24 protein-coding genes, 1 tRNA gene, 1 other RNA gene and 2 pseudogenes are annotated in these 25,583 nt (G+C 38.6%); 20 read left to right on the forward strand and 8 right to left on the reverse strand.

Features of this window, described 5'->3' with window-relative positions; all coding sequences use genetic code 11:
* Positions 1 to 14: 14 nt before the first annotated feature.
* From CN326_RS08985 to CN326_RS09010, 6 genes are all read right to left on the reverse strand, one after another.
* Positions 15 to 221 (reverse strand): DUF1657 domain-containing protein, encoded by a 207-nt coding sequence (locus tag CN326_RS08985; protein ID WP_098308430.1) that lies wholly within the window; start codon positions 219 to 221, stop codon positions 15 to 17.
* 11 nt (positions 222 to 232) lie between these two features.
* Positions 233 to 583 carry a stage V sporulation protein AE gene (spoVAE, locus tag CN326_RS08990; RefSeq protein ID WP_098308432.1) on the reverse strand — a complete coding sequence of 117 codons (351 nt, stop codon included), beginning with the start codon at positions 581 to 583 and terminating at the stop codon, positions 233 to 235.
* On the reverse strand, positions 584 to 1,597 hold the full coding sequence (gene spoVAD, locus CN326_RS08995; protein WP_098308434.1) for a stage V sporulation protein AD: 1,014 nt from the start codon (positions 1,595 to 1,597) through the stop codon (positions 584 to 586).
* Positions 1,598 to 2,074: a stage V sporulation protein AC gene (spoVAC, locus tag CN326_RS09000; RefSeq protein ID WP_098308436.1), complete on the reverse strand. Its 477-nt coding sequence runs from the start codon at positions 2,072 to 2,074 to the stop codon at positions 1,598 to 1,600. It lies immediately after the preceding gene.
* A gap of 34 nt (positions 2,075 to 2,108) precedes the next feature.
* A complete protein-coding gene (locus CN326_RS09005) occupies positions 2,109 to 2,591 on the reverse strand; it encodes a YhcN/YlaJ family sporulation lipoprotein (protein WP_098308438.1) in 483 nt (160 codons plus the stop codon).
* A 189-nt stretch (positions 2,592 to 2,780) separates the two neighbouring features.
* Positions 2,781 to 2,987 carry a DUF1657 domain-containing protein gene (locus CN326_RS09010; RefSeq protein ID WP_098308440.1) on the reverse strand — a complete coding sequence of 69 codons (207 nt, stop codon included), beginning with the start codon at positions 2,985 to 2,987 and terminating at the stop codon, positions 2,781 to 2,783.
* A 418-nt stretch (positions 2,988 to 3,405) separates the two neighbouring features.
* Here CN326_RS09010 and CN326_RS09015 point away from each other — a divergent pair, with 418 nt between their 5' ends.
* The 18 genes from CN326_RS09015 to ssrA all read left to right on the forward strand — a co-directional run bounded on the left by CN326_RS09015 (position 3,406) and on the right by ssrA (position 22,552).
* Positions 3,406 to 5,319 carry an APC family permease gene (locus tag CN326_RS09015; RefSeq protein ID WP_098308442.1) on the forward strand — a complete coding sequence of 638 codons (1,914 nt, stop codon included), beginning with the start codon at positions 3,406 to 3,408 and terminating at the stop codon, positions 5,317 to 5,319.
* Between the two features lie 265 nt (positions 5,320 to 5,584).
* Positions 5,585 to 5,660, forward strand: a tRNA-Arg gene (locus CN326_RS09020).
* Between the two features lie 591 nt (positions 5,661 to 6,251).
* On the forward strand, positions 6,252 to 7,043 hold the full coding sequence (locus CN326_RS09025; RefSeq protein ID WP_098308444.1) for a slipin family protein: 792 nt from the start codon (positions 6,252 to 6,254) through the stop codon (positions 7,041 to 7,043).
* A 603-nt stretch (positions 7,044 to 7,646) separates the two neighbouring features.
* A complete protein-coding gene (gene rpoN / locus CN326_RS09030; RefSeq protein WP_098308446.1) occupies positions 7,647 to 8,942 on the forward strand; it encodes an RNA polymerase factor sigma-54 in 1,296 nt (431 codons plus the stop codon).
* A 9-nt stretch (positions 8,943 to 8,951) separates the two neighbouring features.
* Complete coding sequence (locus CN326_RS09035) at positions 8,952 to 9,200, forward strand: glutaredoxin family protein (RefSeq protein WP_098308448.1); 249 nt, start codon at positions 8,952 to 8,954, stop codon at positions 9,198 to 9,200.
* A gap of 133 nt (positions 9,201 to 9,333) precedes the next feature.
* On the forward strand, positions 9,334 to 10,356 hold the full coding sequence (locus tag CN326_RS09040; RefSeq protein WP_098308507.1) for a sugar-binding transcriptional regulator: 1,023 nt from the start codon (positions 9,334 to 9,336) through the stop codon (positions 10,354 to 10,356).
* Positions 10,357 to 10,390: 34 nt separating this feature from the next.
* Positions 10,391 to 11,395 carry a type I glyceraldehyde-3-phosphate dehydrogenase gene (gap, locus tag CN326_RS09045; RefSeq protein WP_098308450.1) on the forward strand — a complete coding sequence of 335 codons (1,005 nt, stop codon included), beginning with the start codon at positions 10,391 to 10,393 and terminating at the stop codon, positions 11,393 to 11,395.
* 134 nt (positions 11,396 to 11,529) lie between these two features.
* Positions 11,530 to 12,714 (forward strand): phosphoglycerate kinase, encoded by a 1,185-nt coding sequence (locus tag CN326_RS09050; protein WP_098308452.1) that lies wholly within the window; start codon positions 11,530 to 11,532, stop codon positions 12,712 to 12,714.
* A 31-nt stretch (positions 12,715 to 12,745) separates the two neighbouring features.
* On the forward strand, positions 12,746 to 13,501 hold the full coding sequence (gene tpiA, locus CN326_RS09055; protein ID WP_098308454.1) for a triose-phosphate isomerase: 756 nt from the start codon (positions 12,746 to 12,748) through the stop codon (positions 13,499 to 13,501).
* A complete protein-coding gene (gene gpmI / locus CN326_RS09060; RefSeq protein WP_098308456.1) occupies positions 13,498 to 15,027 on the forward strand; it encodes a 2,3-bisphosphoglycerate-independent phosphoglycerate mutase in 1,530 nt (509 codons plus the stop codon). Before tpiA ends, gpmI begins: the two co-directional genes overlap by 4 nt.
* A gap of 27 nt (positions 15,028 to 15,054) precedes the next feature.
* Positions 15,055 to 16,347 (forward strand): phosphopyruvate hydratase, encoded by a 1,293-nt coding sequence (gene eno / locus CN326_RS09065; protein ID WP_098308458.1) that lies wholly within the window; start codon positions 15,055 to 15,057, stop codon positions 16,345 to 16,347.
* A gap of 443 nt (positions 16,348 to 16,790) precedes the next feature.
* The gene (locus CN326_RS09070; protein ID WP_098308460.1) at positions 16,791 to 17,159 is read left to right on the forward strand and encodes a CidA/LrgA family holin-like protein; all 369 of its coding nucleotides are present in this window, start codon (positions 16,791 to 16,793) and stop codon (positions 17,157 to 17,159) included.
* Positions 17,156 to 17,845 (forward strand): LrgB family protein, encoded by a 690-nt coding sequence (locus CN326_RS09075; protein WP_098308462.1) that lies wholly within the window; start codon positions 17,156 to 17,158, stop codon positions 17,843 to 17,845. Before CN326_RS09070 ends, CN326_RS09075 begins: the two co-directional genes overlap by 4 nt.
* Positions 17,846 to 17,947: 102 nt before the next feature.
* The gene (gene secG / locus CN326_RS09080; RefSeq protein ID WP_098308464.1) at positions 17,948 to 18,181 is read left to right on the forward strand and encodes a preprotein translocase subunit SecG; all 234 of its coding nucleotides are present in this window, start codon (positions 17,948 to 17,950) and stop codon (positions 18,179 to 18,181) included.
* Positions 18,182 to 18,328: 147 nt separating this feature from the next.
* Positions 18,329 to 19,069: an alpha/beta hydrolase gene (locus CN326_RS09085; RefSeq protein WP_098308466.1), complete on the forward strand. Its 741-nt coding sequence runs from the start codon at positions 18,329 to 18,331 to the stop codon at positions 19,067 to 19,069.
* Between the two features lie 146 nt (positions 19,070 to 19,215).
* Positions 19,216 to 21,522, forward strand: coding sequence for a ribonuclease R (gene rnr / locus CN326_RS09090; RefSeq protein ID WP_483295640.1), 2,307 nt, complete (start codon positions 19,216 to 19,218; stop codon positions 21,520 to 21,522).
* A 73-nt stretch (positions 21,523 to 21,595) separates the two neighbouring features.
* Positions 21,596 to 22,063, forward strand: a complete 468-nt coding sequence (smpB, locus tag CN326_RS09095; RefSeq protein ID WP_098308470.1) for an SsrA-binding protein SmpB — start codon at positions 21,596 to 21,598, stop codon at positions 22,061 to 22,063.
* Between the two features lie 127 nt (positions 22,064 to 22,190).
* Positions 22,191 to 22,552: a transfer-messenger RNA gene (gene ssrA, locus CN326_RS09100) on the forward strand.
* 264 nt (positions 22,553 to 22,816) lie between these two features.
* On the opposite strand, the gene CN326_RS09105 is transcribed toward ssrA, so the two are convergent.
* Positions 22,817 to 23,908, reverse strand: a complete 1,092-nt coding sequence (locus CN326_RS09105) for a low temperature requirement protein A (protein WP_098308472.1) — start codon at positions 23,906 to 23,908, stop codon at positions 22,817 to 22,819.
* Between the two features lie 74 nt (positions 23,909 to 23,982).
* Here CN326_RS09105 and CN326_RS09110 point away from each other — a divergent pair, with 74 nt between their 5' ends.
* Positions 23,983 to 24,543 carry an NADPH-dependent FMN reductase gene (locus CN326_RS09110; RefSeq protein ID WP_098308474.1) on the forward strand — a complete coding sequence of 187 codons (561 nt, stop codon included), beginning with the start codon at positions 23,983 to 23,985 and terminating at the stop codon, positions 24,541 to 24,543.
* A gap of 118 nt (positions 24,544 to 24,661) precedes the next feature.
* A pseudogene (locus CN326_RS25555) lies at positions 24,662 to 24,793 on the forward strand (carboxylesterase); the annotation flags it as partial.
* Between the two features lie 25 nt (positions 24,794 to 24,818).
* Here CN326_RS25555 and CN326_RS09115 read toward each other — a convergent pair.
* Positions 24,819 to 25,347, reverse strand: a pseudogene (locus tag CN326_RS09115) (DinB family protein).
* Between the last annotated feature and the right edge of the window lie 236 nt (positions 25,348 to 25,583).

Genomic DNA, 25,583 nt, shown 5'->3' on the forward strand with positions numbered 1-25,583 from the left:
TCCCTCCAGTCTTCTTAAAATCCTTTATATTGTGGTTCTTCTCGTTCTAATGCTGAAACTCGCCTTTGTAAATCAGCGATGACACTATCCATTTCTATCATACATTCGTGAAAAACGCGTTTCGCTTCTTCGTCAGCAGCGTTTTGTGAAAGTGTACTTAAACTTGCCTGTGCGCCTTTTAAGCTGGCAAGGCATGTTTTTACACTAGCAACAACGGTCATGAGAACACCTCTTATCCTTTTGGTTTAAATAATAAAGCTCCGATAAAACCGAAGATAATCGCGGCAGATACACCAGCGCTTGTTACTGCAAACATTCCTGTTATAACTCCAATGATGCCATGCTCAGCCGCTTCTGCCATCGCACCGTGAACAAGGGCGTTACCGAAGCTTGTAATAGGAACTGTTGCACCGGCTCCAGCAAAATCAATTAATGGTTCATACAAATTTAATCCATCTAATATGGCACCAATGACAACAAGCGTTGACATTGTATGAGCGGGGGTAAGTTTAAAGACATCAAACATAATTTGACCAATCACACAAATGGCGCCGCCAATTACGAAAGCCCAAAAATAGATCATTTATTGTACACCTCCAACTTCAATGGATACTGCATGGGCGATACAAGGAATTGTTTCTTGCTGCTGGAAAGTTAATGGGGAAAGTAAAGCACCGGTAGCGACTACGAGCATTTTGCTGAATTCCCCTTTTTTCATTCGATTTAATAAATGCCCGTACACGACAGTTGCTGAACAGCCTGGACCGCTTGCTCCTGCTAAAATCGGTTGATCTTCCCTATAAATGAGTAATCCGCAATCTTGAAACTGTTCGCTTGTTATAGATGTTCCTTGCTTACGCAGTAAATCAAAGGCAATTTCGCGTCCTATATGACCGAGATCACCTGTTACAATTAAGTCATAGTAGGATGCATCAATTTGTCGTTCCCTTAAATGTGCTTCTATCGTATCGACAGCAGCGGGCGCCATGGCACCTCCCATATTAAATGGATCTGATAAACCCATATCAATAACTCTTCCAATTGTTGCTGATGTAACGCAAGGTCCGTCTCCTTGATCGCTTAATAAAGCAGCCCCTGCTCCAGTTACTGTCCACTGAGCGGTAGGGGGCTTTTGTCCTCCGTATTCAGTTGGATATCGGAATTGCTTTTCAACAGCGGTATTATGGCTAGAAGCTCCTGTTAATAAGTATTTCGCCCCTTTTCCATTTACAATACTTGCCCCTAAAGCAAGGCCTTCCATTGAAGTAGAACAAGCTCCAAATAATCCAAGATAAGGAGCGCCGAGTGTTCGGGAGGCAAAACTTGAGGGAGTGATTTGATTGATAAGATCTCCTGCTAGAATAAATTGAATATCCTCTTTACGCAGTTTTGCTTTTTCTGTTGCCCTGCTGCAAGCTTCTTCAAATAAAATTCGATGTGCTTTTTCATAGGAGTCTTGTCCTAACCATAAATTATCGTGCAATGTATCGAAATCTTCAGGGATGTTTCCATTTGCCTCAAATGGTCCGCCAATGACACCAGTTGATATAATCACAGGCTTATTTTCAAATACCCATGTTCGGTGACCTTGTAACATTTAAAAACCTCCCCATTGAACGAAAATGGTTTTAATAAGTGCGATGATAAAAGCGGAAAATACACCAAATAAAATAACGGATCCTGCTAGCTTAAACATATTCCCGCCTACTCCAAGAACAAAGCCTTCTGTACGATGTTCAATACAAGCTGCGATGACTGAATTTCCGAAGCCGGTAACAGGAACAGCTGTACCAGCCCCGCCAAACTGAGCTAATCGATCGTACACACCAAAGCCTGTTAGGAGCATGGAGATAAAAATCATTGTAGCTACAGTCGGATTCCCTGCTGACCTTTCAGTGAAATCGAAGTACGTAATATAAAACGTAGAGATAAATTGACCGATTAAGCAAATAAACCCGCCGACAAAAAAAGCTTTTATACAATTTTTTAGAACAGGCCGCTTCGGTTCACGCTGCTTTTCAAATTGTTTATACTCTTGCTGCACTGGTGTTAAATCTTTGTTTCTCTTTGACATATGAATCCTTCCTTTTCTGTTTTGAAAAGTATCATTACGTATCGGAATGCATTTCTTTTTTTACTATTTTTAGTTGTTTTTTTACTTCTTCTTTATCTACTTCTTTATTTTTAATCTTGGTATCTAACTTATCGAGTAACATGAAAATTTTTTTATCCGTACTTACATAAATTTTTGAATTAGGATACATCTTTTTTAATGTTTGTTTTATTTCTTTTCGTAATTTCTTTAGTTGAAAGCGTTCATGGTGCTCTGGTTTAACCGCTACATAAAGTTCGTTATTGAAATTGACAGCTTTTACGTCAAGTATTTCATCCATAGTAAGAATCTTATTTTTCGCTGCATTCGCTGCCGATTGATCAATGGATTCTATGTTTATCTTTGTTAGTTTCGCATCTGTTTTATTTGTTTTTTGTGCTGATTCTTGTTTTTCTTTTTTATCTAATGGACTGTGACATCCGCATAGGAAACTGAATAAGAGAAGGAATAACAAGGAGATTGTTCCGAATTTTCGCATGGTATCATTCCGTTTCTATTGCTTTATGTAATTTGATTTGAAAAAAGGATGATATTGTATCACCCTTTTTTCAACTAATCAGAAAGTATACATATAATAATGAATTAGCCTATGTAGGCGTACATTAATAAGTATCATTCTGTTTTTTGCAGTACGCTGGCTTGTGAATGGCCAGTTTTCCTTATATCGTTATTGCTGTGTATATTGAGGTTCTTCTTGTTCAACTTCTTGAACACGTGGAGATAAAGTCTCAATAATTGATTGCGTTTGCTGAGCTGCACTTTGAAATAATTGCTTCGCTTGTTGGTTATCAGTATCAAGAGCGAATCCTTCTAAGCTTGCTTGTGCACTTTTTAATCCTGAAACAGTTTGTTTAAGTTTTGTAATTACCGTCATAATGTAATTCCTCCTCTGATTGAGTTTGATTTCAATCATTAGAGTTTGTGAATGAGCACTGAAATATAATTACCAATTTTAGGGTTCTTCGAAAGCGTATTATTTTTAATTTTATTTATTAGGTATGTCGTATATTTGATTTTAAAAAATACAAGGAACTTAACATGAATAATGATGGAGTAAATATTACATAATATAGGACATAGAAGAATCTGGTTCTTCTATCCACCAATATGCAGCCCGTTAGCATGAAGCTAGCGGGTTTTTCGTATTATAATAATAAATTTCTAAATGTTGATTGCAGATTTTCTATTGTGAATATTTTAGAAAGCTACATAGTTTAGATTTTGTTGTTCAAAATATTATGTATCAATTAAAATAAGAGAATAAAAAATAGCAATTAAAAGGAGAAAAAGTTATGGATCATCATACTTTAGTTAGATGGTTGGAAGCAGTATTAATCATACTAGCGTTAGTTGCAATTTGGTTTTCTGCAAGCAATTTTAGTAGTGTGAAGCGATTTTTAATTGGTCGTCCTATGCGAACATCAGAGCTTCATGCGCAACATAACAAATTGTTTTGGTTGATTGCACTTCCTATTCTTTCAGCGGATTTGTATTCATCCGTTGCATATGGACCTGAATCAGGAATGACAGAGCTTGCAGGGCTTGGTCCTGATGCGAAGTGGTTAATTTTACCTATTACAATTTCTACTATCGTTCTTTTGGCAATTTTGATTGTATCGTATATTATGGGGATTTTGGCATATCCAAACGGCGGGGGAGCATATGCCATTGCAAAAGATAACTTCAAGCCGCGATGGATTTCTCTTGTTGCTTCTAGTTCGTTGCTCGTTGATTACGTGTTGACCGTGGCTGTATCTGTATCTGCAGCTATAGAAGCTATTTCATCTGCTTATCCTGTAGTTGCTCCTTATGAAACGATTTTGGCCATTTTGTGTGTTATTCTCTTAGTACTTGTGAATTTGCGAGGAGTAGCAGAATCAGCCCGCGTTTTTGCTTGGCCGACATTCGGTTTTATGGTTTGTATGTTAATTTTAATTTTTACCGGCTTTTTTGATGAATTTCGTCACGGCTTTACACAATCAACTACACCATCCTTTGGAACGGTTCCAGAAGGATTAACAACTTTATTGATTTTGAAAGCGTTCAGCTCAGCTTGTTCGGCGCTTACAGGAATTGAGACAATTTCGAATGCAGTTCCTATTTTTAGAGAACCACAGCAAAAAAATGCAATTAGAACTTATATTGCTTTGGGCTCGATCACAGCTGTGACACTGTTAGGATTTTCGTATCATCTGTATGTGAAGGGAATTACGCCAGATCCGCACAACACGATGCTGTCTCAGTTGACTGGCATGTATTTTGGACACGGAATTATATATCAACTCATTATATGGTTTACGTTTATTGTTTTGATTTTAGCGGCAAATTCTACATTTACAGGATTTTCTCAGCTTGCTGCGATTGTAGCCGCAGATGGATTTTTGCCTCGAAGTTTGACAAATCGCGGAGACCGTTTAGGGTATTCAAACGGAATTATTGTGTTAGCATCATTGGCGTGTATTTTGATTATCTCGTTTCACGCGCATACGAATGCTTTAATTCCATTGTATGCGATTGGTGTTTTCCTTTCATTTACAGTAGCGCAAATTGGTTTGATGCGCCGCTGGAAACGAGTTAAAGGACCACATTGGAGAATTAAGCTTACGATTAATACAGTTGGTGCTGTTATCACATCAATAGTTGCTGTTATTTTCGCTGTTACAAAGTTTACAGGCGGCGCTTGGGTTGTATTAGTTGTATTGCCTATTATCATTTTTATTTCAATGGCTATTCACAAACATTATGAAGATATTGCAAAAGAACTGCGCATTGATACGCAAAGCATACGTCCAGAAGCAAGTCAGGTAGTCACCCTTGTTTTAGTGTCGGGCGTTCATCGTGTTGTGAACAATACGATTTCCTTTGCGAAAAGCTTAGATGTTGATCCGGTTGCTGTATACGTTGGTTTCGATGACCAATCTATAGATAAAATGGAGGAGAAGTGGAAAGAGTGGGGAAATCCTTGTAGGCTGGTAGTTCTTCGAAGTAAATATCGCTCTATTCTTGAACCGCTGAATCGTCTTATTAAAACAATAGAGGCGAAACAAGAAAATGGGGGACATATCCATATTATTATCCCTCAGTTTATTCCACACAAATGGTGGCATCATGTATTACATAATCAGAGTGCACTCCTTTTAAGAATGTGGTTTATTCGTCATAAAGATATCGTGATTACAACGGTTCCATATCATTTGCATAAATAATTCATTTTCATTTCGGGTATTTATGAATTTGCTACTGATAATCTGAGTTATATCGCCTGCGTCTTCAATCGACGCGGGCGTTTCTTTATTGCACGAACGGATAAGATTGAAGGAAGAGAGTTGTAGGATGTAAGAGCGGCTTTGTAAACTGCAACGTAAGAAGTAATTGCTTCCAAAACGAAGATATCGTATAATAAACATTACGCGAGGCAGCGGGAAAGTGTCTCTTGCGGTTGTAAGTACATGATACTATTATACATTTCATGCGCCCATAGCTCAGTTGGATAGAGCGGTGGTTTCCGGTACCACGTCTGCCGGGGGTTCGAATCCCTCTGGGCGCGTTCTAGATGATATGACAGCGTTTGTGACGCGATCAACGTTGTCAAGAAAGTGTGAAAGGACGGAAACAATATAAAGCGTGATACGTGGGTTTAATCCCTTTGAACGCTCGTGTATGTACCGTAGTTCACACATCGAAAATCAAATAATATGTAAGCTGAAACTCTCGTCTGAATTATTTTTCAGATCGGGGGTTTTTTTGTTGTCTAGAAAACGAATTGTAAAACGCGCCGTAAAGACAGGAATGATTTTATCCCGCTATTGGTAGTAAGACCCCGCTGATGGAAGTTTCGCTTTATATCTAGCGCGGACATGACGATTCTTCGGGAGAACTGGCGATGCCCTGAATGTTATTGAGTCGCTTATTAGCGAGGCTTGGCGATTCTACAGTTTCTACATGGCATTTGGAATTTAGCTGTTGATCAGTATCAGACGATTAGTGATTCCGCTTATGCCCATCAAGTTAAGAAATGAGACTATCTCCAAAGCGTTAAAATGTACATGGCACCCTAGTTGGAAATAAGAAAATTTGGTAAAATGGATATAGTTTATAAATTTAGGCAATTGTTGCCTATTTAAGGAGTTGACTTCGTATGATAGTACCTCTCATTTTTTTAATTGTTCTTTTAGCCATTGTTACTTTCAGTTCGATTCGAATCGTGCAACAGTATGAACAAGGTGTTGTACTTCGATTGGGGCGTTACTCTCGTTCGATTGAACCTGGCGTTCAGTTTGTTGTACCATTAATCGAAACAGTACAAAAAGTGGATATGCGTATTCGAGTCGAAAATGTTGAGAATCAAGATATAATTACGAAAGACAGTGTTCCGGTTACCATAAATGCTGTTGTGTACTATCAAGTGGTCAATGCTCAAAAGGCACTTCTTGATGTTGAAAATTACCGTAAAGCAACTTCGACGGTAGCTCAAACTATTCTTCGTTCGAACCTCGGTGCTCACACGATGCAGGAAATGCTTACTGAGCAAAAAAAATTGGATGATCTGTTGCGAAAAGAGTTAGATAAAGCTACAGAACCATGGGGAATAAAGGTAACAGGGGTAGAAATACGCTCAATGGACCTTCCAGAAGGGTTACGTCGTGCAATGGCTAAGGAAGCAGAAGCGGAACGTGAGCGGGTAGCAAAGGTAATTGCTGCAAAAGGAGAGTATGAAGCGGCTGAAAAGCTTTCTCAAGCTGCCGAATTAATTAGTAAACAGCCAGCGGCACTACAATTACGTACGCTGCAAACTATGACAGAGATTGCAGCGGAAAAAAATAGTACCATCTTGTTTCCATATGAAATAGCAGGATTAGCAAATCTGTTTGCTAAACAACAGCAGGAAATATCCACTAAACCTCAACCTGCTTCACGCGGAATAGAATAATAAGAACAACAATTTAAACTGTTAAAGCATGTGCTCTATCTAGTGCCATCAAGCTAACAAAATAAAGTGAAACTTTAATCAGTGGGGGGGCTTCATTCCCCACTGATTATTAGTTGAACCAATCGGGCTTTTACAGGCAGTTTATCTCTCGCCTAACTTCTTTGCTTTCACCGAATTTTGAGGTGGGAGTATTATTGCCTGTTAATGCGGGATAAATTTTACCCAAAAGGGATTCGAATCTCTCTGGGCGCGTAAAAAAAACCTAACTTCCATTTTGAAGTTAGGGTTTTTTGTTAGTTTGTTTATAAAGTTCTTAGAATATACAGGAGAAAAAGAGTAGTTTAAGTATAACGAAACTTCATTATACTTAAATTACTCTTTTTAATTGTTATTTCTTGAAATAGGAGTTACTATTAGTATGTGGTATAAAGTTTATGAGTATTTTAAAAATTTCGTCATTTTATTTCGGTATCACCTATTTTTTGGTTGTAATATATAAACTTAATTAATACATATGAAGTAATAATATATGGATGTTGGTGTTTTGTAAGGATTCTCCTTTTGAGAAACTTATTGTACAATAGAAGTGAGGGGGAGATTAGGGTGAAAGCAAGTCTTTTACAAGAACAAAGTTTACGTTTGGCAATGACGCAAGAGTTAAGACAAGCGATTACAATGCTCCAGTACAATGTGCAGGAATTAACGGAGTTTTTGTATGAGCAATCGCTGGAGAATCCCCTTATCGAGTTAGGTGGATTTGACAGGGAGAAGAAAAAGAGTAAAACAACAAGTAAACAAACAGAGAATCAAATGGAGATTTATAGTGTCGATTCAACAACGATTCAACAGCATTTAGTTGATCAATTGCAGTATTATAAAATAGATGAAGAACAAAGAAAAATTGCCTCATTCATTATTTTAAATGTGGATGAGAACGGATATTTACAAGAAACAAATGAGGAATTAGCAGCGTTATTATCGGTATGTGTAGAAGAAGTAAATAGATGTATGGAGCTCGTTCAATCGTTAGAGCCAGCAGGGGTAGCGGCAAGAAATATTCAGGAGTGTTTATCAATTCAATTAAAGCGCTTACAAAAGAAGGACGCATTAGCAGAGCTGATTGTGGATGAACATTTTGCATATTTTATAAAGAAGGATTGGCGCAAATTAGTAAATGTGCTGAAGTGTAGTACAGAAGAATTGCAAGAAGCTGTTCATGTTATTACATCACTGCAGCCGAAACCAGGTTTGGCATTTTCTTCGGAAAAACCGATGTACATCGTTCCTGATATGGCGGTGAAAAAAGAGGATAATCGTTTGGTGCTCCAAATGAATGAACGTAATATGCCGAAGATTGAAATTCATTCAGAATATAGTGAGCTCCTTCATAATAGTGAAAGAGACGTTGCTTCTTATGTGTCTGAAAAATATCAGCATGTACAATGGATTATGCGCAGTTTAAAACAAAGAAAACAAACGCTTCTGAAAGTAATGGAAGTAATTATTGAAAAGCAGCGCGACTTCTTTATGAATGGCCCTCAATATTTAAAACCGCTTGCATTAAAAGAGGTGGCTGAGATATTAAGTGTCCATGAGTCAACAATCAGCCGTGCAACGCGTAATAAATATGTGCAAACACCATATGGTTTATTTGAGATGAAATCATTCTTTAGTAATGCAGTAGCAACAACAGAGGATGAAGCAATTTCAACAAAGAGGGTGAAGCAGCTTATTCAAGAGTTTGTAGGGAAAGAAGATAAGAAAAAACCACTCTCAGATCAAAAGATTTCAAAAATGTTAGAGGAAGAACATGAAATTGTTGTTTCGCGCAGAACGGTAGCGAAATATCGAGAGCAGTTAAACATTCCGGCGTCTTCACTGCGAAAAACGATTGTATAGGTGATGAACATGGAGGTTATTCTATATACAAAGGAAGAATGTGGTCTTTGTCAGAAGGCGAAACAACTTCTGCAAGAGCTGAAAACTGAATATGTATTTGATCTAAAGGAAATAAATATTTATGAGGATGAGCAGCTGTTAGAGAAGTATCATCTTATGATTCCTGTCGTTGAAATTAAGGGGAAAGAGGTAGAATATGGAATCATTCACAAAGATGTCATAATAAACAGCATAATTCGCGCAATAAGAGTTGAATAACTTTGGATCTCCTGTTACAATAATAACCGTAGCAGGGATTATTTTTTTACTCTATGTGGGACACAATTTGTCACTACGGGACATATAATGACCACATAGGGAATGAACCAATGTGGTGAGGAGATAAAATATGATGCGCTCATGGATTCAGTATACGAAAAAATTATTACCTGATCTGCTACCTGTTATGCAAACAAGAATGCAAATTCTTCAGTACATTCGGTTAACACAACCTATTGGCAGAAGAAACTTATCTGCAAGTCTTGGTATGACAGAACGAGTATTACGAAGTGAAGTGCAAGTTTTGAAAGAAGAGAACTTGGTTCACGTCGCCTCTTCTGGAATGACATTAACAGAAGAAGGAACAGCTGTTGTTCTTGCTTTGGAAGACTTTATGAAAGAAATTTCTGGTTTAAAGGTTTTGGAAAAACAGCTTAAGGAAACATTAGACTTGGATGAAGTTTTCGTTGTCCCTGGTGATAGTGATGAATCACCTTGGGTCAAGCTCGAGATGGGCCGCGCTTGTGTTGCTTGTATAAAAGATCGTCTGACAGCGAATAATATCGTTGCTGTGACTGGAGGAACAACAATAGCTGCCGTAGCTGATATGATGCAATTGGATTGCAGGGATCTACATACATTATTTGTCCCAGCACGCGGTGGAATAGGAGAGAGTGTTGAGCTAGAAGCGAACACAATCTGTGCGAAAATGGCACAAAATACGATGAGCAACTATCGCTTATTGTATGTTCCCGATCATGTGAGTAGCGAAGCATATGCGTCCATTGTGACGGAACCTTCTGTGAAAGAAATTCTTGAGTTGATTCGATCTTCCAATATTGTCATTCACGGAATTGGTGATGCCTTAACGATGGCGCGTAGACGAAGTACTTTAGAAGCAGATTGGATGAAAATTAAAGAAATGCAGGCAGTCGGTGAAGCGTTTGGGTATTACTTTAATGAACAAGGTGAAGTTGTCCATAAAGTACAAACGGTAGGCATGCAGCTCGAAGATTTACAACATGTATCTCATGTCGTTGCAGTTGCTGGAGGTTCATCAAAAGCGAAAGCAATTCAAGCAGTAATTAAGCAAGGGCACACTTCATTACTCATCACAGATGAAGGTGCAGCAAAAGAGTTAGTAAAGGGTAAATAACCCTTAATATACATCCCCCAAGGAGGAAATTCAAATGACTAAAATTGGTATTAATGGATTTGGACGTATCGGACGTGTGGTATTCCGCGCAGCTCTTAACAACCCTAACGTGGAAGTAGTAGCAATCAACGACTTAACAGATGCTAAAACATTAGCACATCTTTTAAAATATGATTCTGTTCATGGAGCAGTAAATGCAGAAGTATCTTCTAACGGCGACAGCATCGTTGTTAACGGTAAAGAAATCAAAGTTATCGCTGAGCGTGACCCAGCTCAATTACCATGGAGCGACTACGGCGTAGAAGTAGTAGTAGAATCTACTGGACGTTTCACTAAAAAAGCAGATGCTGAAAAACACTTAGGTGGATCAGTTAAAAAAGTTATCATCTCTGCACCAGCTTCTGACGAAGATATCACAATTGTTATGGGTGTTAACCACGAACAATACGATGCAGCTAATCATAACGTAATCTCTAACGCTTCTTGTACTACAAACTGCTTAGCTCCATTTGCTAAAGTATTAAACGAAAAATTTGGCGTAAAACGCGGTATGATGACAACAATTCACTCTTACACTAACGACCAACAAATCTTAGACTTACCACATAAAGATTTACGTCGTGCACGTGCAGCAGCAATGAGCATGATCCCAACTACAACTGGTGCAGCTAAAGCAGTAGCATTAGTATTACCAGAACTTAAAGGTAAATTAAACGGTGGTGCAGTTCGTGTTCCAACTGCTAACGTATCTCTTGTAGACTTAGTTGTTGAGCTTGAGAAAGAAGTAACAGTTGAAGAAGTAAACGCAGCATTCAAAGCAGCAGCTGAAGGCGAATTAAAAGGTATCCTTGGATACAGCGAAGAGCCATTAGTATCTATCGACTATAACGGATGCACAAACTCTTCTACAATTGATGCATTATCTACAATGACTATGGAAGGCAACATGGTTAAAGTACTTTCTTGGTACGATAACGAAACTGGTTACTCTAACCGTGTAGTTGACTTAGTAGACTATATCGCTTCTAAAGGTCTTTAATTCATAAGTTTATCCGTAATTAATGACAAAACGAGGGAGAGGGTTTGTTCCCTCTCCCTTCTTTCGTTTTCTAAGCAAATGTGATAAGCTTTTGAATGGGTTTTGTCAATCCTAACTAGTCGGAGGGAAATCCAATGAACAAAAAATCAATTCGTGACGTAGATTTAAAGGGGAAACGAGTATTTTGCCGCGTTGACTTCAACGTACCTATGAAAGAAGGCAAAATTACAGACGAGACTCGTATTCGCGCAGCTCTTCCTACAATTCAATATTTAGTAGAGCAAGGTGCGAAAGTGATTTTAGCAAGCCATTTAGGTCGTCCAAAAGGACAAGTAGTAGAAGAAATGCGTCTAACTCCAGTAGCAGCACGTTTAGGTGAACTTCTTGGTAAAGACGTGAAAAAAGCGGACGAAGCATTCGGACCTGCTGTACAAGAAATGGTTGCAGCAATGAACGAAGGCGACGTATTAGTTCTTGAAAACGTGCGTTTCTATGCGGGCGAAGAAAAGAACGATGCAGAACTTGCGAAAGAATTTGCAGCTCTTGCTGATATCTTCGTAAATGATGCATTCGGTGCAGCTCACCGTGCTCACGCTTCTACTGCAGGTATTGCAGATTACTTACCAGCAGTATCAGGTTTCTTAATGGAAAAAGAATTAGAAGTACTAGGGAAAGCACTTTCTAATCCAGAGCGTCCATTTACAGCAATCATCGGTGGTGCGAAAGTAAAAGATAAAATCGGTGTAATTCGTCATCTACTTGATAAAGTTGATAACTTAATCATTGGCGGTGGACTAGCTTATACATTTGTAAAAGCATCAGGTCATGAAATCGGACAGTCTCTATGTGAAGATGACAAAATTGAACTAGCAAAAGAGTTTATGCAGCTTGCAAAAGAAAAAGGCGTAAACTTCTACATGCCAGTTGATTGCGTCATTGCAGATGACTTCTCTGAAACTGCAAACCGACAAGTGGTAGATATCGATTCTATCCCTGCTGATTGGGAAGGATTGGATATTGGACCAAAAACAAGTGCAATTTATGCAGATGTAATTAAAAACTCTAAGCTTGTTGTATGGAACGGGCCAATGGGCGTGTTCGAAATGGCTCCATTTGCAGAAGGTACAAAAGCAGTAGGACAAGCATTAGCAGATGCAGAAGGTACATACTCTGTTATCGGCGGTGGTGACTCTGCAGCAGCTGTTGAAAAATTCGGTATGGCTGATAAAATGAGCCACATTTCTACTGGCGGCGGTGCGTCATTAGAATTTATGGAAGGCAAAGAGCTTCCAGGTGTAGTTTGTCTTAACGACAAATAATCATCAGCCAAGAAAAAGGACGGTGCAAAGCATGCGTAAACCAATTATCGCAGGTAACTGGAAAATGAATAAAACTCTATCTGAAGCAGTTAGCTTCGTAGAGGAAGTAAAAGGTCAAATCCCAGCAGCTACAGCTGTTGATGCGGTTGTTTGCTCGCCAGCTCTTTTCTTAGAGCGTCTTGTAGCAGCTTCAGAAGGAACTGACTTACAAGTAGGTGCACAAAACATGCACTTCGAAAAAAATGGTGCATTCACTGGCGAAATTAGCCCAGTAGCACTTAGCGACTTAAAGGTGAGCTACGTAGTACTTGGCCACTCTGAGCGTCGTGAAATGTTTGCTGAAACAGACGAAACAGTAAACAAAAAGACGTTAGCAGCATTTGAGCACGGTTTAACACCAATCGTTTGCTGTGGTGAAACGTTAGAAGAACGCGAAAGCGGAAAAACATTTGATCTTGTAGCAGGTCAAGTGACTAAGGCACTTGCAGGTTTAACAGAAGAGCAAGTGAAAGCAACTGTTATCGCATATGAGCCAATTTGGGCAATCGGTACAGGTAAATCTTCTTCTGCACAAGATGCAAACGAAGTATGTGCGCACATCCGTAAAGTTGTTGCTGAAGCTGTTTCTCCGGCAGCTGCAGAAGCAGTTCGTATTCAATACGGCGGCAGCGTAAAACCTGAAAACATTAAAGAATATATGGCACAATCTGATATCGATGGTGCTTTAGTTGGCGGTGCAAGCTTAGAGCCTGCGTCCTTCTTAGGTCTTTTGGAGGCGGTAAAATGAGAAAGCCAACAGCTTTAATCATTCTTGATGGTTTTGGACTACGTGAAGAAACTTACGGGAATGCTGTAGCACAAGCTAAGAAACCTAATTTCGACGGCTACTGGAACAAGTTCCCTCACACAACACTAACAGCGTGCGGTGAGGCGGTAGGCCTTCCAGAAGGTCAAATGGGTAACTCTGAGGTAGGACACTTAAATATTGGTGCCGGCCGCGTTGTATACCAAAGCTTAACGCGTGTAAACGTTGCAATTCGTGAAGGTGAGTTCGATCAGAACGAAACGATTCAAAATGCAATGAAACACGTGAAGGAAAAAGGTACAGCCCTTCATTTATTCGGCTTACTTTCTGATGGCGGTGTGCATAGTCACATTGACCATATGTTTGCTCTTCTTCGCTTAGCTGCAAAAGAAGGCGTGGAGAAAGTATATATCCATGCGTTCTTAGATGGCCGCGATGTTGGTCCGCAAACAGCAAAAGGTTATATCGATGCAACAAATGAAGTGATAAAACAAACAGGAGTAGGACAGTTCGCGACAATCTCCGGTCGTTACTACTCCATGGACCGTGACAAGCGTTGGGATCGCGTTGAAAAATGTTACCGTGCCATGGTGAACGGCGAAGGCCCTACTTACAAAACAGCATATGAGTGTGTGGATGACTCATACGCAAATGGTATCTACGATGAATTCGTATTGCCGTCTGTAATGGTAAATGAAGATGAAACGCCAGTTGCAACAATCAATGATGATGATGCAATCATCTTCTACAACTTCCGTCCAGACCGTGCAATTCAAATTGCTCGTGTATTTACAAACGAAGACTTCCGTGAGTTCGATCGTGGTGAAAAAGTACCTCACATTCCAGAATTCGTTTGTATGACACACTTTAGTGAAACGGTAAAAGGTTATGTAGCATTTAAGCCAATGAACTTGGATAATACGTTAGGTGAAGTTGTTTCACAAGCGGGATTAAAACAACTTCGCATTGCGGAAACTGAAAAGTATCCGCACGTTACATTCTTCTTTAGCGGTGGTCGTGAGGCTGAATTCCCAGGAGAAGAGCGTATCTTAATTAACTCACCAAAAGTCGCAACATACGACTTGAAACCAGAAATGAGCATTTATGAAGTAACAGATGCTCTTGTAAATGAAATTGAGAATGACAGACAAGATGTTATCATTCTAAACTTTGCAAACTGTGATATGGTTGGCCATTCTGGGATGATGGAACCAACAATTAAAGCAGTAGAAGCAACTGACGAATGTTTAGGAAAAGTTGTAGAAGCAATTCTTGCAAAAGATGGTGTAGCACTTATTACTGCTGACCATGGTAATGCTGACGAGGAATTAACTCCAGAAGGCACACCGATGACAGCTCATACAACGAACCCGGTTCCTTTCATCGTTACAAAAGAAGATATTGAGCTTCGTGAAGGCGGTATTTTGGGAGATATCGCACCAACAATGCTTACACTTCTTGGTGTTGAACAGCCAAAAGAAATGACAGGTAAAACAATTATTAAATAATTACACATATAAAAGGAGAGAAATAATATGCCAGCAATTTTAGATATTTATGCTCGTGAAGTTTTAGACTCTCGTGGTAACCCAACTGTAGAAGTAGAAGTATACACAGAAAGCGGCGCATTCGGACGCGCATTAGTACCAAGTGGTGCATCTACTGGTGAATACGAAGCAGTAGAATTACGTGACGGTGACAAATCTCGTTACCTTGGTAAAGGTGTTCTTAACGCAGTAAATAACGTAAACGAAGTTATCGCTCCAGAAATCGTTGGTTTCGATGTAACTGACCAAGCTGGAATCGACCGTGCTATGATCGAATTAGACGGCACTCCAAACAAAGGTAAATTAGGCGCTAACGCTATCCTTGGTGTATCTATGGCAGTAGCTCACGCAGCAGCTGACTATGTAGGTCTTCCATTATACCGTTACCTTGGTGGATTCAATGCAAAACAATTACCAACTCCAATGATGAACATCATCAACGGTGGTTCTCACGCTGACAACAACGTAGACTTCCAAGAGTTCATGATCTTACCAGTTGGTGCTCCAACATTCAAAGAAGCAATCCGTATGGGTGCTGAAGTATTCCATGCATTAAAAGCTGTATTACATGACAAAGGTCTTAACACAGCAGTAGGTGACGAAGGTGGATTCGCTCCAAACCTTGGTTCTAACCGTGAAGCATTAGAAGTAATCATCGAAGCAATCGAAAAAGCTGGTTACAAAGCTGGCGAAAACGTATTCTTAGGAATGGACGTTGCTTCTTCTGAGTTCTACAACAAAGAAACTGGTAAATATGATCTTACAGGTGAAGGTCGCAGCATGACTTCTGCAGAAATGGTTGATTTCTACGAAGATCTTTGCAAGAACTTCCCAATCATCTCTATCGAAGATGGTTTAGACGAAAACGACTGGGATGGCCACAAGTTATTAACTGACCGTCTTGGTAAAAAAGTTCAATTAGTTGGTGACGACTTATTCGTAACTAACACTCAAAAACTTGCTGAAGGTATCGAAAAAGGTATCTCTAACTCAATCTTAATTAAAGTTAACCAAATCGGTACTTTAACTGAGACTTTCGAAGCAATCGAAATGGCTAAACGTGCTGGTTACACAGCAGTTGTATCTCACCGTTCTGGTGAAACTGAAGATGCTACAATCGCTGACATCGCAGTTGCAACTAACGCTGGCCAAATCAAAACTGGTTCTATGAGCCGTACTGACCGTATTGCGAAATACAACCAATTATTACGCATCGAAGACGAACTAGGCGAAATCGCTGTTTACGATGGTTTAAAATCTTTCTACAACCTTAAAAAATAATTGTAGAATATAAAGACCGGCCGTGAGAAATCACGGCCGGTTTTATTTTTCCCCCGCATTAACGGGCAGTAAGCCCCCACCTCAAGATTGAGAGAGAAGCAAAGAAGATAGGTGGGGAATAACTGTCCGTAAAAGCCCGATTGGTTCAACTAACCATCAGTGGGGGATGAAGAAAACCCCCACTNNAAGTTTCACTTTATCCTGCTATTTACGGTCAAATTCTCACCTCTAGTATCCTCTCGAAAAGTCTGAAAATATAAACTTTATGCTGCAATAAGTTCATTTCATTCCTAATTACGTTTACAAATACAGTAAAAATGCCATTGTAAGCGCATACCATGGTCGGTTTTGCTTGTCAATTCGGGAAATTGCGGGTTTTTACAATTTATACTATGATAAATATAGAAAGTATAAAGAATCGTATAATGAAGGATGATAGACAGATGAAATTCACAAAAATTATTGTCCAAGTAGCAGCACTTTACGTGTTTAATATGATTGGCACGTGGATCCAAGAAGCGCTGCACATCCCAATTCCAGGGAATTTAATAGGGATGTTCTTGTTGCTCATATTGCTTGGTTTAAAAGTCCTTCCAGTAAAATGGTTTGAATTAGGAGCAGAAACATTGATGGCTCTTATGCCATTTTTATTAATTCCTGCAACCATTGGTTTAATGAATTATGGTTCTTTTTTTATGAATAAAGGTATTTCGCTGTGTATTACTATTATCGCGAGTACGTTTTTAATTATTATTGTAGCAGGACATACAGGACAATATCTTGCGACTAGAAAGGAAAAGGAGACACAATGAGTATAGTAATCGGAATTGGTTGGATTATTGTAACGGCTTTATTGTATCAACTGTCAAAGAAGATTTATCAATGGATTCCAACACCGTTTACAGTTCCAATGCTTGTCGCAACAGCTTTAATGATCTTGTTGTTAGTCGTATTTGATATACCATATCAACAATACATGCAAAGCGGCGGGGGCTGGATTTCGCAATTGCTTGGTCCTGGTGTGGTAGCATTTGCAATCCCTCTATATAAACAACGCGGCGTTTTGAAGAAGTATGTTGTACCAATTGCTGGTGGTGTATTGGTGGGAACGATAGTTGCAATTGCAAGTGATATGATAATTGCCACAATTATGGGAACGGATAAAAGCTTAATTTTATCTTCCTTACCAAAGTCAGTAACAATGCCAGTAGCCATGAGTGTGTCACAAGAAGTTGGTGGTGTACCATCGTTAACTGCAGCTTTCGTAGTAGTTGCAGGAATATCTGGAACCATTTCTGGTCCTATTTTATTAAAATGGAGCAGAGTGACAAATTCTGTTGGAAAAGGAATTGGATTTGGCTGTGCATCTCATATTATGGGCGTTATGCGTGCGATGAAAAATAATGAGCATGAAGGTGTAATTGGATCAGTAACAATGACATTAACAGCAATCTTAACATGTATACTTGGTCCATTGTTTGCGGCGCTTTTTATTTAATGTGGTGAAGTATTCGGTGAGTGAGAGTCCATGAGACGCTCTCGCTTTTCCAATTATTTTATGATACATTTAAAGTAATCGAAACTTTAGGAGGCATGTAAAGTGCATACGTTTTTATCAGTTTTACTTATTATTGTATCACTGTTATTGATTGTACTTGTATTAATGCAATCTAGTAAGAGTGCTGGTTTATCCGGTGCAATTTCCGGCGGAGCAGAGCAATTATTCGGTAAGCAAAAAGCACGCGGAATAGAAGCTATATTAAACCGCATTACAGTTGTTGTTTCTATACTATTTTTTGTATTAACATTTGCTGTTACGTACTTACAAGTATAAAATAAAAAGATTCGCCTTTTTCGGGTTGAATCTTTTTTTTACTTTAAGCAAAAAAGTTTCTAATTAGATTATGGAAAAGAAACTATGATAAACTATAAATAGACCATATATGAAGATTACATTATAGGAAGAGAAGGAGAACGTAAAATGAAGCTAGCATCCCCAAAACCGTTTACATTTGAAGCGGGAGAACGTGCAGTTTTACTATTACATGGATTTACAGGGAACTCTGCAGATGTTCGTATGCTCGGACGTTATTTAGAGACAAAAGGTTATACATGTCATGCACCGATTTATAAAGGTCATGGTGTACCGCCGGAGCAACTTGTACACACAGGTCCAGAAGACTGGTGGAAAGATGTTATGGCAGCGTACCAACATTTAAAAGATAAAGGATATGAAAAGATTGCAGCTGTTGGTTTATCACTGGGCGGCGTTTTTTCGTTAAAACTTGCTTATACAATGCCGATTATTGGAGTTGTACCAATGTGTGCACCGATGTACATTAAGAGTGAAGAAATCATGTATCAAGGTATATTAGCATATGCGCGCGAATATAAAAAACGTGAGCGTAAATCACCAGAGCAAATTGAAGCAGAGATGTTTGAATTCAAACAAACACCGATGAACACATTAAAAGCACTGCAAGGTTTAATTCGTGATGTACGCAATAACATTGATATGATTTATGCACCGACGTTTGTCGTTCAAGCACGTCATGATGAAATGATTAATACAGATAGCGCAAACATTATTTATAACGGTGTAGAGTCAAATTTAAAAGAAATGAAATGGTACGAAGATTCCACGCATGTAATTACGCTGGATAAACAGCGTGATGAGCTGCACGAAGATGTATATAACTTCTTGGAGCAACTAGATTGGTAAGATCTAGTTGCCTCTTTTTTACATAAAAAAACATCATTTATACATGGTTATATTTTCGGATAGACTATAGAATACGAGGATTTAAAAGGAGGTTTTTGTACTTGGAAGAAATCATTCAAGCAAACATCGATAAATTGTTATCGTTTATGAAAGAAGAAGCATATAAGCCGCTTACTGTGCAAGAATTAGAAGAAGCATTTGGCATTGAAGATGCAGCGGATTTTAAAGAGTTTGTGAAAGCACTTGTCATTATGGAGGAAAAAGGGCTTGTTGTTCGAACAAGAAGTAACCGCTATGGTCTTCCAGAAAAGATGAACTTAGTGCGCGGTAAACTAATTGGACATGCCCGTGGATTTGCGTTTGTCGTACCTGAGGAAAAAGGGTTAGATGATATTTTTATTCCGCCAACAGAATTAAAGGGTGCACTGCATGGTGATACAGTATTAGCACGTATTAGTTCGGAATCAAGCGGTTCACGCAAGGAAGGGACAATTGTTCGGATTATAGAACGCGGAACAAAAGAATTAGTTGGTACATATACAGAATCGAAAAATTTTGGATTTGTTCTCCCTGACAATAAGCGATGGGCGAGCGATATTTTCGTTCCAAAAAATGCTTCTATGGGTGCAGTAGAAGGACATAAAGTCGTTGTTAAAATTACGAGCTATCCGCAAGATCGTTTAAGTGCAGAAGGAGAAGTTATTCAAATTCTTGGTCATAAAAACGACCCAGGCGTTGATATTTTATCAGTTATCCATAAGCATAACTTACCGCTTGCGTTTCCGGCAGATGTAATGGAGCATGCGAACAGTGTACCAGAAACAATTGATGAGAACGATTTACAAGGGCGCCGTGATTTACGAGACCAAACAATTGTTACAATTGATGGTGCGGATGCGAAAGACTTAGATGATGCGGTTACAGTAACGAAGCTTGAGAATGGTAACTACAAGCTCGGTGTACACATTGCGGATGTAAGTCATTATGTTACGGAAGGATCTGCAATTGACCGCGAAGCAGCTGAACGAGGAACGAGTATTTATCTTGTAGACCGCGTAATTCCGATGATTCCGCATCGTTTGTCTAACGGAATTTGTTCATTAAATCCAAAAGTAGATCGTTTAACATTATCTTGTGAAATGGAAATTAATGATCAAGGGGAAGTAGTGAGTCATGAAATTTTCCAAAGCGTTATTAAAACGACGGAGCGTATGACATACTCTGATGTGAAGCACATTTTAGATGATGAAGATGAAGAATTAATGGCGCGTTATGAGCCGTTAGTACCAATGTTCCAAGAGATGGGGAAATTGGCTGCCATTTTACGTGAAAAGCGTATGCGTCGCGGGGCAATTGATTTTGACTTCAAAGAAGCAAAAGTGCTAGTGGATGAAGAAGGAAAGCCGACTGATGTGATTTTGCGTGATCGTTCTGTAGCTGAGAAGTTAATCGAGGAATTTATGCTTGTAGCAAACGAAACAGTCGCTGAGCATTTTCACTGGATGAACGTACCGTTTATGTACCGTGTTCACGAAGATCCAAAAGAAGATAAATTAGAGCGTTTCTTTGAGTTTATTACAAACTTCGGTTATGCGGTAAAAGGTCGCGGGAACGAAGTACATCCGCGTGCGCTTCAACAAATTCTTGAAATGGTACAAGGTCAGCCCGAAGAGATTGTCATTTCGACAGTTATGCTTCGTTCCATGAAGCAAGCTCGTTATGATGCAGAGAGTATCGGCCATTTTGGTTTATCTACAGAGTTTTATACACATTTCACATCACCAATTCGCCGTTACCCAGATTTAATTGTGCACCGATTGATTCGCACGTATCTCATTAACGGAAAAATCGATAGTGAAACACAAGCGAATTGGCGCGAAAACTTACCGGATATTGCCGAGCATTCTTCCAACATGGAGCGCCGTGCTGTTGAAGCAGAGCGTGAAACGGATGAACTGAAAAAAGCAGAGTACATGCTTGATAAAATTGGTGAAGAATACGATGGTATGATTAGTTCTGTAACAAACTTCGGTTTATTCGTAGAACTTCCAAACACAATTGAAGGTCTTGTTCATGTCAGCTATTTAACGGATGATTATTATCGTTATGACGAACATCATTTTGCGATGATTGGCGAACGTACAGGAAACGTCTTCCGTATTGGCGATGAAATTACGATTCGCGTTGTGAATGTAAACAAAGATGAGCGTGCGATTGACTTTGAAATTGTCGGTATGAAAGGCAATGTGAAGCGACAACGAAAAGATCGTCCTGTTGTCATTGAGCAGCCAAAAGGAAATAGAAGAAAACGTGGCGGCCGTGAAAATAATCGCGGTGGACAAGACAACGAGTCAAACCGAAATGGAAATGGAAAACGAAATGGTGTTAAAAAGAAAAAGGCATTCTTTGAAAATGCACCGAACTTTAAGAAGAAAAAGAAAAAACGTAAGTAAGAAAGAAGCCATATATGGCTTCTTTCTTCATATTTTGCTACAATGGTAAAAATGAAGGGAGGCGTCAATCGAGATGCCAAAAGGTCAAGGAAAAGTCATCGCACAAAATAAAAAAGCATATCATGATTATTTTATTGAAGAAACATACGAAGCAGGTCTTGTCCTTCAAGGAACGGAAATTAAGGCAATTCGTGCAGGTCGTGTAAACTTGAAAGATGCCTTTGCACGTGTGCAAAATGGTGAAGTATGGGTACATAATATGCATATTAGTCCATATGAACAAGGTAATCGTTTTAACCATGATCCGCTTCGTACAAGAAAGTTACTTCTTCATAAAAGAGAAATTTTAAAGCTTATTGGGTATACAAAAGAAACAGGCTATACGCTTGTGCCGCTTAAAATTTATTTAAAAAATGGATTTGCGAAAATGGAACTTGGTTTAGGTAAAGGTAAAAAGCAATATGATAAGCGCCACGATTTAAAAGAGAAGGAAGCAAAGCGCGAAATTGCACGTGCATTCCGTGATCGTCAAAAAGCATAATACAAAAATTTACAATTGCAAAATAGCGAACGTATGCTATAATAACAAATGTAAGGCCAGTTGAACATTGAAAAACAGCTCAATAGCAGCTATCACGAATATACTTCGTATGCTCCATTTCTTATATGGGGACGTTACGGATTCGACAGGGGTAGTTCGAGCTTAGGTTGCGAGTCGAGGGGATCGGCCTCGTTAAAACGTCAAAGCCTATAACTGGCAAACAACAAAACAACTTCGCTTTAGCTGCTTAATAACAGCTTTTAGCGGTTCGCCCCTCCATCGCCCATGTGGTAGGGTAGCGGACTCACTCTAAGTGGGCTACGCCGGAGTTCACCGTCTGAGGACAAAGGAAGAGAACAACCAGACTAGCAATTCGGAAGCCTGTCGATAGGCCGAAGAATTTGCGAAATGCTAATATATCGACTACACTCGTAGAAGCTTAAGTGCCGATACTTTTGGACGTGGGTTCGACTCCCACCGTCTCCACCAATACATATTTGGTGGTTTTTTTATTTTGTGTGTAACAAGAAGCATAAGATGGCCGTTCTGGCCAACTTATGCTTCTTTTAGTTTACGGCAAAGTGTTATATCTTAAATTTGTAAGGAAGAGTTGTGGGGAGAGAATGTGTATTTGCATCTTTAAAGAAAAGTTTAATCATTTGTAATAAAGTTGCATTGTTTTTCCCTTTAAATATGATTATCCAAATAAATTTTCCTTTCCCTCATGAACCTCATAAAAACTTCAGAATCTTATTAAGTCGTTGTTAATTTAGCATAGATGATAAAGAACAAGGTTAATTCTCCTATTATGACAATGTTCGGAACTACTACTATTAAATTAATAATAAAAAAGATGGCTAAAATCGCTAAAAATAGCCCTAAATGATAATATTTCAAACGATGTTTTTCATATCTGTATTGATGAAAAACAATAGAAGTTGCAATGAAATAGAGTAATACAGAACCGAATACAAAATACATGATAAACAAATAACGAACCTCTTGTAAAAACAGCAGCTTGATAGATGCAGCAATCATGCTTAAAGACATTAAAATAAACAAATGACCGTAAATAATGATTTGGCCGGCTGTTTGGATTGATTTATCTACTTTCTTTTCTACATTATCAAAATACTGCCACCACATAGAAATAATAAGGATAAATGAAATAAACGAAAATGAGATTGAATGCCAATCCCCTTTTTGCGGCTGCAGCACAGAAATGGTACTGACGACCGATTCTCCAAAAAGGATTAATGTCAATAAAGCAAACCGTTCTAATAAATGAGCTGTATTGGGTGGTGCTTTCACCAAATACTTGCGTCCGAAAATAGGTACAATAATATCCACAATAATTCCTGCATATAACAAGGCGTATCGAATCCATGAATCAAAAAAGAGAGAAAAAAATGAGATTATGATTCCAAGCCAAAAACCTCTTCCTAAAAAGCGAGCCACCTTTTTTCGATTACCTTCTTCTATCTTTTGAACAACAAGATATTGGATAGCTGTTAGTGCTCTTAATCCAATATAACCAATAAGAAAGGAGAGGTAGTATTGATCAAAATTTACCGATAAGCTGGATGTCATAATAAGAACAAACAACATTTGAAGAATCATAAATATACGTTGATGTAAAAAATCTTGCCCATACCGATTCGTAAACATTGTTTGTCCAGTCCAAGACCACCATATCGGGATAAACATGAGAGCAAACTTTAATAAATATTCTGGATGAATATACCCTTTTTCAACATGAACTAGAACTTGAGTAGTAGTTGCAACTGCTGCTACAAATAACAGGTCATAAAAAAGTTCTAACCATGTAACCTTTTTTTCTTCCATCTTTAGCACTCCTTCCCATATTTGATAGAGTATAGTATCATGAAAGGTAACTTCGAACAAGGAGGGTAATTTAAATGACTAGAACGATTGGCCTTATTTGCGGCAGTTTAAGAAAAAATTCTTATAATCGAATCATTGCTCAATCATTAACAGATATGAGTGATTCTGTCCAATTTCGTTGGATCGAGATAAAAGAGCTTCCTCTATTTAACGAAGATTTAGAAGTAGGCGGAGATCCAGAAGTAGTAACATCATTTAAGTCATCTATTCAAGAAGTTGACGGTATTATTATCGTTAGTCCAGAGTACAATTCCGGCATTCCAGGTGCGTTAAAAAATGCGTTGGACTGGGCATCAAGACCTTCGAAATCCTCCGTTCTTAGTAGAAAGCCAGTTGGCTTAATTGGAGCAACTCCTGGCGGATTAGGTACCGCCTTTGCTCAAATGCAAATCAGACAAATACTAGAAGCCATGCAAGTTCATGTTCTTCCATTTCAAAAAATGCTGATTTCGCAAGTACATGAAAAAATTGATTCCGATCAAAAAGTGCTTACTGATGAAAAAACAAAACGATATCTTCAGCGTTATTTACAACAATTTATTCAGTGGATTGATCACACTCCTGTTCTAGATTAACAAAAGGGGCAAAATTTTAATGCCCCTTTTCTCCTTCTTCATGGAACGTGAGGAACAGAATACGATTTATCCCGCATTAACGGGCAGTAATATTGGTAGAATGATTTCGAACGATTCTTCGCTGTTAAGAGTATGAGGGAATGTATTAGTGCATGGGATGGAGCGTTTTTTTCGCCGCATTGCTGAAGGTGTCTTTGATGAAGAAAATCTTATTTTTCGCACGAAAGAATTGAATCAATTTTTAATGGAAATGTATCAGGAATCGATGATTTTTGTTATTTTTTTTTTAATATACTTAAATATGCATCCCATGGGCCAACGTCTTCTCTGTACCTTTCAGACATAACACGAACGATTTGAGAAATATGTGTTAAATCATGAACAACCCATGTTGAAATCAATTCTCTTACCTTCACTACACCAAATGCAGGATGGTATCCCGTCAATTCAAGATGTAATTCAGAATCAATAAGTGATGTAAGTTTGGTTATATTATGTTTTCTAATTGCTTTAAACTCAAATAATTTTTCTTCAATAGATCCTTGAGATTTATTGTTTAAGTGGGAAAAACGATCAAAATGAGGGAAAGGTTTACTTTTACCTTCCTGGAGAATAAATTCTAGCCGCGGTATCCAATTGTTTTTCTCCCCCTCAATGAGGTGTTCAATCACTTCAGAGACATTCCATGTTCCTTCCCCCTTCATTGCAGTGCAACCATCCATCAGATAAACCAGACAAAAAATACTCCAACGTTTGTGGTGTACGATTAAGAATCTCAACAGCTTCATTTACATTAAAGTTCACATAATTTCCCCCTCTCGCTAATGATACAAAGGTATATCTCAAAAAATCATCTTCATACAACCCTTTAAAAAGTTGTAAATCATTCACATTATTATACATTAGTTTTTGGTGAACATTTATTACAATAATTACTTTAATTTCTTTTTTGAGATATGGTGATGATTTTTATCCCGCTATTCGTGGGCAGTAATACTCCCACCTCAAAATTCAGTGAAAGCAAAGAAGTTAGGCGGGAG

The sequence above is a fragment of the Bacillus sp. AFS018417 genome, assembly GCF_002560985.1.
GTDB lineage: Bacteria > Bacillota > Bacilli > Bacillales > Bacillaceae_G > Bacillus_A > Bacillus_A rhizoplanae.